At 68.5% G+C, this 11,838-nt stretch carries 9 protein-coding genes; 3 read left to right on the top strand and 6 right to left on the bottom strand.

Features of this window, described 5'->3' with window-relative positions; all coding sequences use genetic code 11:
- Window positions 1-68: 68 nt before the first annotated feature.
- Window positions 69-599, bottom strand: coding sequence for a dihydrofolate reductase family protein (locus tag D7X32_RS39700; protein WP_120607723.1), 531 nt, complete (start codon window positions 597-599; stop codon window positions 69-71).
- A 93-nt stretch (window positions 600-692) separates the two neighbouring features.
- A complete protein-coding gene (locus D7X32_RS39695) occupies window positions 693-1,322 on the bottom strand; it encodes a TetR/AcrR family transcriptional regulator (RefSeq protein WP_120607722.1) in 630 nt (209 codons plus the stop codon).
- Between the two features lie 141 nt (window positions 1,323-1,463).
- Here D7X32_RS39695 and D7X32_RS39690 point away from each other — a divergent pair, with 141 nt between their 5' ends.
- Window positions 1,464-2,588, top strand: coding sequence for an FAD-dependent monooxygenase (locus D7X32_RS39690; protein ID WP_120607721.1), 1,125 nt, complete (start codon window positions 1,464-1,466; stop codon window positions 2,586-2,588).
- A 122-nt stretch (window positions 2,589-2,710) separates the two neighbouring features.
- Here D7X32_RS39690 and D7X32_RS39685 read toward each other — a convergent pair whose 3' ends face one another.
- Window positions 2,711-3,583: a DMT family transporter gene (locus D7X32_RS39685; RefSeq protein ID WP_120607720.1), complete on the bottom strand. Its 873-nt coding sequence runs from the start codon at window positions 3,581-3,583 to the stop codon at window positions 2,711-2,713.
- Between the two features lie 91 nt (window positions 3,584-3,674).
- On the bottom strand, window positions 3,675-7,853 hold the full coding sequence (locus D7X32_RS39680; protein WP_120607719.1) for an Ig-like domain-containing protein: 4,179 nt from the start codon (window positions 7,851-7,853) through the stop codon (window positions 3,675-3,677).
- A gap of 561 nt (window positions 7,854-8,414) precedes the next feature.
- Between D7X32_RS39680 and D7X32_RS39665 the strand changes: the two genes are divergently transcribed.
- Both D7X32_RS39665 and D7X32_RS39660 read left to right on the top strand, forming a co-directional pair.
- Window positions 8,415-9,419 carry an NADP-dependent oxidoreductase gene (locus D7X32_RS39665; RefSeq protein WP_120607718.1) on the top strand — a complete coding sequence of 335 codons (1,005 nt, stop codon included), beginning with the start codon at window positions 8,415-8,417 and terminating at the stop codon, window positions 9,417-9,419.
- A 167-nt stretch (window positions 9,420-9,586) separates the two neighbouring features.
- Window positions 9,587-9,841 carry a hypothetical protein gene (locus D7X32_RS39660; RefSeq protein ID WP_120607717.1) on the top strand — a complete coding sequence of 85 codons (255 nt, stop codon included), beginning with the start codon at window positions 9,587-9,589 and terminating at the stop codon, window positions 9,839-9,841.
- A 44-nt stretch (window positions 9,842-9,885) separates the two neighbouring features.
- Here D7X32_RS39660 and D7X32_RS39655 read toward each other — a convergent pair whose 3' ends face one another.
- Window positions 9,886-10,890 carry a hypothetical protein gene (locus D7X32_RS39655; protein WP_120607716.1) on the bottom strand — a complete coding sequence of 335 codons (1,005 nt, stop codon included), beginning with the start codon at window positions 10,888-10,890 and terminating at the stop codon, window positions 9,886-9,888.
- 153 nt (window positions 10,891-11,043) lie between these two features.
- Window positions 11,044-11,580 carry a DUF4833 domain-containing protein gene (locus D7X32_RS39650; protein ID WP_120607715.1) on the bottom strand — a complete coding sequence of 179 codons (537 nt, stop codon included), beginning with the start codon at window positions 11,578-11,580 and terminating at the stop codon, window positions 11,044-11,046.
- Window positions 11,581-11,838 lie beyond the last annotated feature (258 nt).

Genomic DNA, 11,838 nt, shown 5'->3' with positions numbered 1-11,838 from the left:
CTCCCCGCCCCCTCCGTCTCGCCCCGTGGACCCGTCCTGGAATCAACCCACGAAAAGCGTCAGCGAGGCTAGGCGGGAACGTACGTCAAGCGGATCACGTCCTCGTCCATTCGCTCGCTGGCTTCAAGGCGGAGTCGCGGCCGAGGGCCGGCGAAGAAGGGCTTGCCGGAACCCAGCACGACGGGGTGCAGGTAGATTCGGTACGCATCAATGAGACCGAGGTCCGTCAGGCTTCGCGCCAGGTCCGGACCTGTAACGTCAATCTCTCCCTCAAGCTCAGCCTTCAGCTTGCGGATGGTCGCCTCAAGGTCATTCGCGACAAGAGTGGCGTTGGGGCCAACGGACTTCAGCGTGCGTGACACGACCCACTTCGGTTGGCTCCGCCAGGCCGTCGCGAAGTCGCGTCTCGCCGCGTCCCACTCAGGATGATCCTCGTCCCAATAACGCATCACCTCGTACATGCGGCGACCGTACACACTGCCTGCCAGGCCGCGAACCTGCTCGATGTAGTGACGAAAGAGGGTGGGGCTTGGCCCAAACGCCATGTGGTCGACGTAGCCGTCCAACGACTGGTTCATTCCGAAGACGAGTTTCGCCATATCAAGCAATCTCCCTTCCTGGGGACTGTACGATGGGGCCAGACACCCGGTCCACGCCGGGCCCCACGGGCCAGCGCTTTGCCACTGCACAGCTCACGATGACTCGCCGCGCGCGTCGGTCGCCGCCATTCCTTGAACGGCCGCGAAGCCCTGATCGACCAGGGCGAAGAACACAGCGTTCGCCTTCTTCGCGGAGCCTCCGCGTTCGAACACGCCGACGGCTTCCTGGCGAGCCGTGCGTATCGTCAGCACGATCATGCCGGCTGCGAGCCGCGCGAGGCCATCCGGCTTCGGACCGGCGAACTCGATCGCGAGCCCTTCTGCCGCTTCGTCGTTGAGCTCACGGAGCCGCGCCTCGAGCGACGGGCTCGCCGCGATGAAGCGCCAGAAGTCAGCCGAACGGCGGTCGAAGTGGGCGAACGGATGCTTCTGCTCTCGCAGCCTTCCCATGAGTGCGCGGAGTTCGGCGATCGGAGATTGCCCCTGCGGCCTTGCGCGGATCGCCTCGCGAAAGAAGAGCAGCTTCAAGTCATCCTGGCGATCGAGCATGAGGTCCTCCTTGCGCGCGAAGTAGTTGAAGACCGTCATCTTGGAGACGCTCGCAGCGGCCGCGATCTCGTCGATCGTCACCGCGTCGAAGCCCCGCGCGAAGAAAAGCGCCGTCGCCACATCGGAGATCCGCTGCCGGGTCTCGCGCTTCTTGCTCTCGCGTCGCTCGCCCATGCGCCGGATTCTAGCGAAGCGCCGCCTGCATGGGCCACGAGTTTTCTATACCCGGTCAACGAATCCATTGCACAAAAATTGACCGGTCATAAAATCATGTCCCCGAGGGCTGCCGGAACGCGGCCATCGAACGGAGACGTCATGAGCGCGAATGGAAAGAAGGTCCTCATCTCCGGCGCGAGCTTCGCCGGGCTCTCGACCGCTTTTTGGATGAGCCGCCTCGGCTACGAGGTCACCCTCGTGGAGGTCGCGCGCGGGCTCCGGACGGGCGGCACGGCCGTGGACATCAAAGGCAACACCGTTGACATCGTCCGGCGCATGGGGCTCTTCGATCAGATCCGGTCGAACCGATTGAGCCTGCAGCGGTGGGAAATGAAGAACGAGCGCGATGTCACGGAGCGCTCGTTGGTGCTGAGAGGTGAAGGCGAAGCACCTTCGGACGACGAGTTCGAGGTCGAACGAACCGTTCTGCTGAACATGCTGTTTGAAGCCGTGAAGGACCACGTCGAGGTCGTCTTCGACGACAGCATCACCGCGCTGAGCGAGGCGGAAGACCGCATCGAGGCCACGTTCGCCAGGGGCGCAGGGCGCACGTTCGACCTGGTGTTCGGCTGCGACGGTGTCCACTCCGCGGTGCGGAGGCTCTGGTTCGGCGACGAAGCCCGGTACCTCCATTTTCTCGAGCAGTACTTCTCGATCACGATCGTGGACAAGCTGCTCATCGAGCGGAACACCGCGCAGATGTTCAACGTGCCGGGCAAGGCCGTGATGCTCAACGCCTACAAGAACAAGACGGACATCATCTTCGCGTTCGCCTCCGACCAGGAACTGCCTTACGACCGTCGCGATGAGGAGGCGCAACGACGGATCATCGCGGACCAGTTCGCTGGGGCGGGCTGGAGGACCGCGGAGCTGCTCGAAGAGATTCGGAGTTCGACGAGCTTCTACTTCGACAAACTGTGCCAGATACGAATGCCTTCCTGGACGAAAGGCCGGGTCGCCTTGGTGGGCGATGCGGGGTACTGCCCGTCACCCGCAGCCGGCATGGGGGGCTCGTTGGCCATCGATGGCGCGGCGGCCCTGGCGGATGCGATGCGCGAGCACGACTGCCACTTCGAGCTCGCGTTTCGCGCCTACAACGAGCGCTTCCGTCCGTTCATCGAGCAGGTCCAGGCGGAGGCCGTGAGGACCGGGCTCGAATCCCTCGTTCCGAGGACCGAAGAGGCCATCCGCGCCAGGAACGCACGGACCGACCCTTCCTTCTGAGGACTCCCGCGCACAGGGTCCGGCGCCGCGGCATCGACTGCCGGGAACCTGAAGGTCCCATGTGCTGATGGATCGCGGATGCAGCAGCACGCGTCCCAGGGGCCCCTGGGCCCACGTGCCTCTCAGGGTTTCGCCGTCATGGGACGCTGCTTCGCACGCAGGCTCAGCAGAACGCCCGCGAGCAGCGCGGTGCCCCCCAGCAGCAGCCGCTGGGTGAGGGGCTCTCCGAGCAGCAGCACCGCCCCCACCGCCGCGATGACCGGGACGCACAGCTGCACCACCGCCGCGCGCGCGCTGCTCAGGTGGGGCAGCGCCGCGTACCAGAGGCTGTAGCCCACGCCCGAGGCGAGCGCGCCTGACGTGACCGCGAGCAGGAGTCCCTTCGACGACGGGTGTGGGGCCGCGTCCAGAGCGCGGGCGAGCATCACGAGCGCCAGGGCCAGCGGCACACTGCGCACGAAGTTGCCGGCCGTCGCCGCGAGCGGGTCCGTGCTCCCACGCCCCCGCAGGCTGTAGATGCCCCACGCCACGCCCGCCGCGGCCATCAGCCCCGCGCCGAGCGCATCCGGCGCGCTCGCTCCAGGAAGCGTGAGCCCCGCGAACCCTGCGAGTGCCACCGCGAGCCCCACCCACTCGAGCGCGCGCGGCCGCTCACCGCGCGCGAGCCCTGCCGCGAGCATGGTGAGCTGCACGCAGCCGAAGAGCAGCAGCGCACCCACGCCCGCCCCGATGCGCACGTACGCGAAGCTGAAGCCAGCCGCGTACACGAAGAGCGCGAGCGCCGAGGCCCAGCTCCCGTGCCCCGTCGCCCCGCGGCCGCCCCGGCGGAGCCGCAGCAGCAGCGCGAGCACCAGCGCTCCCGACGCAAGCCGCACCAGCGTGAACGAACCCGCATCGATGCTGCGCGCCGCGCCACCCGAGAGGGCCGCGCGGCACAGCAGCGAGTTCGCGGCGAAGCCCAGGAGGGCCAGCAGGGTGAGGAGGGGGGTGCTCACGCAGCAGGGACATAGCGGGCCGCGTGACGCGCGTCACGTCCCCTGGGCATCACCTGCGTGAGCTGCTGGACTCCATCCGCCGGGCGTGGGCTCAGTTGCCGGCGTAGGCGGACATGTTGCTGCCCGGGTAGCCGCCAGTGCCGGACCAGGTGGCGGGCAGCGCCGTCAGGCCCGGCTGCACCTTGTAGGAGCCGGTGCCGCTGGTGTGGCGCCAGTAGATGTCGCCCCCGCCGGTGGGACTGAGGACCGCCAGCCAGTACGTCGTGCCCGACGTCACCGCCTGTGACGTGATGGTGCAGACGTTCCACGCGCCAGGCGTGACGGGCGTGACGGTGCAATTGCGCAGCTGGGCGCCGGGCGTCCCGCTCCCATTCGCATACAGGCCGAGCTGGAGCGTGGTGGCCGTCGTCTGTGCATCCACGTAGAGGCTCAGCCGCGTGACGTTGCCGGTGGCGCTCGCCGCGTAGCTGAACGCCGCCGCGACGCCGGCGTTCTCGAAGTCGGACGCCGTCAGCACGGTGCTGTTGCCGACGAGGGCGGTGGGCGCGGCGGGGGTCGTCGCGCTGGCGTTGGCCGTAGAGGCCGAGCTTCCCGCGGCGTTGGTCGCGCGGACCCGGTACCAATAGCGGGTGCTCGCGGCCCGGCCCGTGTCACTGAACGTCACCACGTTGGCGCCCGGCGTCCCGACCTGGGCGAAGGTGCCCGGGGCCCCGGAGACGTCCGGCGCCCGCTCCACCAGGAAGCCGCTCTCGTTGGTCGAGGCATCGGTCCACGCCAGGTTGATCTGCCCCGGCGACACCGCCGTCGCCGTCAGGCCCGTGGGCGCCGCGGGCACGCTGGTGGCGCTGCTCACGGTGATGGAGACCGTGGCGGAATTGGTGCTGGCGGCGGGACTGCCATTGTCCACGGCCACGGCGCGAACCGTGTGGCTTCCCTGGGAGGGATTGCTCCAGGTGCAGCCGTAGGGGCTGGTGGTGCTGGAGCAGATGAGCGACGTGCCGTCCGCGTAGAAGTCCACCCGCGCGATGCTCCGGCTGAAACCCGCGCTGGCGGTCGCGGCCAGCGGCACGGAGGCCGGCGCGGTGTACGTGGCATTGGCGACGGGGGACGTGAGGCTCACCGTCGGCGGGTTGGACAGCGTGAGGGGCACCGCGGCGGAGGTGGTGGCCTGGAGCGTGTCGTCGGTGGCCTTCGCCGTCACGCTGTGCGCGCCGTCCTGGAGCGAGCTGACGCCGCAGCTCACGGACGCCGTGCTGGGCGCGTTCACCGTGCAGAGCAGCGTGGTGCCGTTGTCGAAGAACTCCACCTTCGTGAGCGTGCGGCCCGGGCCCGCCGTGGCGGTGGCCTGGAGGTTCAGGTTGGCGGGCGCGGTGAAGTTCGCGTTGGCGGCCGGCTGGGTGATGGACACCGCCGGCGCGGTGGAGCTGCCCGCGGAGAGGCCATACATCGAAGCGCTGGACGCGCCCGTGTACACGGTGGAGGTGCCGAACGTGGGGCCCGGCAGCGCGGAGAGTCCCGTCGGCGAGTAGCGCATGGAGCCGGTGGGCAGGTCCATGTAGCGGAACACGCCGCCCCCGTTCGCGCCCAGCAGCGCCAGCCAGTAGACGGTGCCCGACGTGAGCGTCACCTGCGGCGCGGCGGTGCAGCCGTACCACTGCCCCGCCGCCAGCGGCAGCGGATCCACCACCGGGGTGGTGCAGGAGGAGAGCAAGGTGCCCGGAGCGCCCGAGGCATCGCTGTAGACGCCCATGGACAGCGCCGCATTGGCGTTGCCCGGCGCCGCGAAGACCTTGAGCGTCCCCAGCGTCCCTGTCGCGACGGCGGTGTACTGGAAGGCGTTCACCGAGCCGCCGTTGTCGAAGTCGTTCTGCGTCCCCACGGTGTCGACGCCCACGAGCCGCACGCCGCCCGCGGTGGGGCTCACCGTGAAGCTCACCGGCGCGGAGTGGGTGACGAGCGCCGGGCTGCCATTGTCCGTCGCGCGGGCAAAGACATTGGAGTACGTGCCGGCCGTCGCGTTCCACGAGCAGCCCGTGCCGGTCGTCGTGAAGCAGAGCGACGTGGTGCCCTGGAAGAACTCCACGCGCGTGAGGGTCCGCCCCGCGCCCGCGCTGGCCGAAGCGCTGAGGGTCGTGCTCCCCGTGGGCAGCGTGGCGCCGGAGGCGGGACTCAGGATGCTGACCGTGGGCGGGCCGGCGACCGTGATGGCCACCGACGCGGAGCCGCTCTCGCCCAGGCTGTCCACCGCCTCCGCGCTCACGGTGTGGCTGCCATTGCCCAGGCTGCTCGTGGCCGTGCAGGTGACGGGGTTGGAGACGGGGGCGTTCACGGTGCAGAGCACGGTGGCGCCCGCGCGGAACGTGACGCTGGCGAGCGTGCGGCCCGTGGTGGGCGTGGCGGTGGCACCCAGGCTGAGCGTCGCGGGCGCGGTGAAGTTCTGCCCGGCCGAGGGCGCGGTGATGGCGACGGCGGGGGCGGTGGGAGGCGCCCCGGAGATGACGATGACCCCGCTGGCCGAGTGGCGGATGCGGAGCGCGTTGTTGCCGGTGTCGAAGGTCCACCCGTCCGCGGCCAGGTCCGTGCGCTGCGACAGGGCGGTGCCGCCCGCCGTCACCGCCGAGGGGACGAAGGCGAGGCGTAGCACCTCCGTCGCGCTGGCGTCGTAGGTGGTGTAGCGGACCTCGTTGCCGGGCCCGTAGGTGACGCTCGTCACGACGGAGGTGGAGCGCAGCAGGTGGTTCTGTCCGGCGGGCGCCCAGTCCGGCTGCGCGCCCATGCCGATGACGAAGTGGCGGATGAAGTCACCCCAGCCGTCCGTGAACCAGACGTTGTTGGGATACGGCCCGTCGATGGTGAGCCCGCTGTTGCGCACCATGTACGTGGCCCAGTTGAACGCGCGGAAGGCCTTGTCCTTCGCCGTCGCGTCTCCGGTGAGCTCCGCGTAGCGCGCGTTCACGGCGGCGTAGCGCGCGGTGTGGCTGCCCATCTTGTAGTGGAAGGCGTACTGCTCCTTGATGGGACGCGCGCCGAACTCCAGCGTGTCTCCGAAGTTCGTCTCGATGAAGGCGATGATGTTCTGCACGTGCGCCTGCCAGCCCGGGTCCAGGCCGGGGTTGTCCATCAGGAACTTGGCCGTCTCCCCGGGGACAAGCTGGTTCAGGTTGTTGGTGGCGTCCGAGCCCACGTCCTCGAAGTACTGGGTCCAGTTCTGCGTCGCGATGGGGCCGTTGCCGCCCAGCAGCCACGCGAGGACGGTGGCCTGGGTGCTCTGCCATTGGGCCAGCTGCGTGCTGCTGTAGCCGGGCGCGCCGTTCAGCGTGCCCGCCTGTCCCAGCTTGATGAGCTCCTGGAACAGCTTGAGGGGCTCCACGACGTTGGACGCGTAATTGTCGACGATGTTGGCGCCGGTGCGCACGGCGTTGTCGGAGGCCCGCACGCGGTACGGCCACGGCGACACGGTGGAGGTCGGGGTGCGCAGGTGGCTGGTGAGCTGGTTCGCCGCGTTGATGGCCATGTCGCGGTAGGCCGTGTTGCCATTGAACTTGAAAGCCTGGACGGCGGCCCACGCGAGCGCGCCCACCTTCTCCGGCTGGAGGTAGCCCACGCCGTCGCCCACGCCCACCGATGAGCCCGCCTGCGTGCCGGCGTACGTCAGCGTACCGCTGGCGCCGCTCGCGTAGGGCACCTGCGACCAGTGGTCCCCCACGGCCGTCATGCCGTGCGCCAGGTGCCAGTCCAGCAGCGCCAGCGCGGCGTTCCGCAGGCGCGGGTCGTTCTTGTAGGGCGAGTACGCGAGGCCGGACTCGATGAGCATCGCGTTCAGGCCGGCGGGGTTGTGCGGCCAGCCCACCGGCTCACCGGCGGGAGAACACCCGGGCGCCGTGCCGCTGCACAGGTACGAGTGCGCGTAGTAGGCGGGTTTGGCCACCGACGGGTTCGTGAGGTTGGACAGGTTGGGGAGCGCGAGCAGGTAGTTCTGGTTCAGGTCCAGCACGTAGTCATACGCGGCGGAGCTGCCCGGGTTCGTGGGCGGCGCCCAGGACAGCAGCTTCCCCGTGCCGTCACACTGCGCGGCGTGCTGGTCGATGCTGCCCCCGCCGCTGCACGCGAGCGCCTGGCGCACGGTGGCGGGCGCGGGCGCTTCGGTGGGCTCGGGGGCGCCGGAGGGCGCGACACAGCGGGTCAGCAGGAGGAGCGTGAGCGCGCCGGTGAGGCCCGGGCGCGACGCGAGGAGGGAGCGGACGATCCGCTCCGGGAGGTGGGCAGGCATGAGGTGGGGTGTCCTTGGGGGGCGAGTACGAACAACAACGGCCCCGGAGATGACGCTCTCCAGGGCCGGCTGGAACTGTCTGGGTGGCTGCTACCGTCTCGGCTCATACCGCATCGCCACCGCCCCCGAGCCGAGCTCCAGCCGGCTCACGAGCTTCAGGTCGACATGCTTGTGCAGTCTTCGTCCGCGGGAATCTCACGATGATCGCAGCACCCGTCCAACGTGACGTTGATGGAATACCGGAGGGGACGCATGACGTCAGAATACCGCCGAAGGGGTGCCTGGCAACGATGCCCTCTCCCCCCGCCGACTGTGGAGGCAGCGGTTGCATCAAGAATTGCCCCGGCGGATTCTAGTCACCCGGCATCGAGGTTCTTGAAGCGCGGTGGATCGCCGCCAGCGGACCCCAGCGATTGATGTGAGCGCCGTGAGGGTGCGGTCCACTTCCCCAGGCCTCCATCTGATTGCTTCAAGAGCGCCCGGCAATGCGGACAAGGCCTCCGGGCGTCCCACTCGGGTCGGGCTTGAGTTTCACGCCGTGCTCGGGGTCCACTGCCGCGCATGCGAGCCTATGTCCTCACGAAGTATGGCGGTCCTCAGACGGCGGAGTCGCGCGACATCCCCATTCCCCAGCCGCGCCCCGGCGAGGTGCGCATCCGGGTGCGCGCCGCGGGGCTGAACCCGGTGGACTACAAGCTGCGCGAGGGGCAGCTGAAGGTCATCACGCGCTATCCCCTGCCGGTCGTCCTTGGCAATGAACTGGCGGGCACCGTGGACGCGCTGGGCGAGGGCGTGACGCGCTTCCAGGCCGGCGATGAGGTCTTCGCGCGCGTCGTCAAGGAGGACCTGGGCGCATTCGCGGAGTACGCCTGCGTCCGCGAGGACGTCGTGGCCCGGAAGCCCCGGACGCTCGACTTCACCCAGGCCGCCGCCGTTCCGCTGGCCGGATTGACGGCGCTCCAGGCCCTGCGCGACGAGCTGAAGGTCTCCCGTGGACAGCGCGTCTTCATCCCGGGAGGCGCGGGCGGCGTGGGCACCTTCGCACTCCAGCTTGCTCGGCACTTCGGCGCACAGGTCGCGACCACGGCGTCCGCGCGGGGGCGGGAGCTCGTCACCCGGCTCGGCGCGGACATCGTCGTTGACTACACGTCGAGCGACTTCACACGCGAGCTGAAGGATCAAGACAGCGCGCTCGACCTCGTCGGGGGCGACACGCTCACGCGCGCCTTCGACGTCGTCAAGCGCGGTGGGCGCGTCGTCTCCATCGCGGGCATGCCGGAGCCGAAGACGGCGACCCTGGACCTCGGGCGCGGGCCCGGGCTCGCGGCCCTCTTCTGGGTCGCGAGCGCCGGCATCCGCTTGCGCGCCGCCCGTCGTGGCGTGAGCTACCGCTACCTCTTCATGCACCCGAGCGGGGCCGACCTCGAGGAGCTGGCGAAGCTCATCGACGCGCGGGCCCTGGAGGTCGTCGTGGACCGGGTGTTCCCGTTCGAGGACATCGCGGGGGCCTTCGCCTACCTCGAGCAGGGCCGCGCGAAGGGCAAGGTCGTCGTCCAGATGGGATGACCGCGCCGCGCCGCTTCGAGGACGACCCGGGCGTGTCAGCCGCCACGGAACGACAGCGCTGCCCTGGATTTGCGCTTTCTGCACGGCTTTAATCACGACTCGTGCCAGTGGGCAGTCAGCCCTCCCGCACGAACAAACAGGTATCCAGTCCATCCAGGGAGAAACCCATGGCAACGCGGATTTTGACCTCTCTCGCTGTCGCGTCCGTCTTCCTGAGCGCCAGCCCGGTCAGCGCCAGCTACCGGGAAGCCGCTTACGTGACGACGCTCTACAGCGATGCCAGCCACACGACGGTGGTCGGGCACATCTATCCCGAGTGCGGTCTGAACTACATCCAATATCATCTCGTGGGTACGTACACCTACTTCGCAACCGACGAATTCGTCGGTTATTGCACCGAGAACGGCTGGGAGCCGCTCTGAGGATGTAATCAATGCAGGGGGCCCTACGGCCCCCTGCGCCCCGCCTACTGAATCGTGTACCCCAGCGCCGCCAACTGGGGCAGGGTGCCAATCACATAGTCCCGGGCCACGGTCCGCACCGAGCCCGCGAGGATGTTCGCGGAGGGCAGACGCTTCCACGCATGGAAGTTGATGTTGCCGCACGTCAGGTCGTTCGCGTTCGAGCAGTAGGTCGTTTCCTCCATGTTCAGGCTGACGCCGTCCGACAGGTCCGGAATGGCGATGCCCACGTCGACCCCCAGGATGTTCCAGACGAGCACCGCGTAGTCATACGGAACCGTGTTGCAGGCGGAGCCGTTGTTCTGGACGCAAGTGGCCTCGGGGATGGTGAAGCGGTTCACCGGACGGATGGGGCCATGCACCGTGCTTCCCTTGCGCAGGTAGATGCGCAGGTCCCCCATGGAGGCCACGTTCTTCTTCAAGTAGAGCGCCTGCTCCGCGCTCCATTGCGGCCACGACTGGTTCACCCGTGCCCGGAAGGAATAGGCATTCGTCCAGCGCACCACCGAGCCCGCCGCCGTGTTCACGAGTGCGCCCGTGATGTTCGATTGCCCGTCATCGAAGACATATCCCGTGCTGTAGCAAGGGCTGAAGGACGTGCCCGCTTCATGGAGATGGTCCGACACGAGCGGATTCCAATCCAGTGCGTTGATGGTACTGCCAGAGAAGGCATAGAGGTTCGTGTAACCCCACTGCCCCGCCGTGGAGTTGCCCGCTGCCTGGTTGAAGACGATGTTGCCCACGCCGCCGGGCCAGTCCTGGATGATGTAGCTGGTCTGCCAGCCCGCTCCCGCCGCGCTCCGGTCCTCCACCACGTTCACGTATTGGGTCGGATACTGGTTGTTGACCAGTTCCAGCTTCACGCCCACGCCGCCAATGCTGTCGCTCAGGCCCACCACCGACGTGACCTGGCTGGCAATGAGGCCCACATTCACCGTCGCGGGCGGCGCCCATTCAAAGGGCTGGAAACAGCTCAACTGGGTCTGCAAGGACTGGACCTTCGACGCCACGGTTTCCGGAGGTGCCTCGGCGGGCCCAGGACCACAAGCGGCGAGCGGGGATATGACTGACAGTGCGGCAAACAGGAAGGTGCGCATGTCTTCATTCTATCCCCAAGCTCAATTTCTTTTTGGAATACTCGCATGTCGGCAGGGAATCCCACCTCACTCGCGAATCAGATCATGGACTGGCTTCCCATCCGGCCCCACGCCATCCAGCCGCACGAAGTCGACTGAGAAGGGCCAGGACGTTTTCACGAAGACGTGCTCCAGCCGGCAGACGCTGTTGCCCAGCTTCGTCCACGCCTGGACCTGACATACGCCGCCGACCCGCGCGGTGGTGATGTCGATGGGGCGTGAGGGAAAGGCCCGCAGGCGCACCCGCACTCGCCAGCCATCCGCGGTGGCCTCGACCTGCTGCGGGTCCTCCAGTCCATACACGGGTTGCTCGACCTCCAGCAGCTCCTCCACCTCCGACGCCCCGCGCTCCAACATCCGCCAGTACACCTGCACGGGACGCGTCCCCACGGGGCGGCAGGCCTCGTCCAGGCGCAGGGCGTAGTGGACCTGGTTCCGGTTCTCGCTCCGGGACAGGAAGAAGGCGGACTGCGCTGGGAGGGGCGCCCCGGCCGCGGAGGCCAGGGTCGCGACGGTCGTCAGGGCGACGGCCGTGAGGTTGCTGAGCCCGAATTCACGGAACATAGGGGTCCCCTCTCATGGCGGAGTGACGGCGGTCGCCCGTGGGGCCATATCGGGATGACGAACACCCCTGGCCCCTGGAACTGTCACTCGCCCGGCACCCTATTTCACCGAACACGACGCAGGCTACTCCGAGTGCCGCGCTTCGCCCGGGACCTTGGCCCGGCGTCAGCCGCGGCCGACTGGGCTGCACGGACTCTCCACCGGCCTGGCGCATGGCTCGGCGGCCCCCCTCAGCGTCCCTCCCCCGCTCCTCTGCAC

Source organism: Corallococcus carmarthensis, assembly GCF_003611695.1.
Lineage (GTDB): Bacteria > Myxococcota > Myxococcia > Myxococcales > Myxococcaceae > Corallococcus > Corallococcus carmarthensis.
The sequence above is the reverse complement of the archived record's forward strand: the minus strand, read 5'-3'. Positions and strand labels throughout refer to the sequence as shown.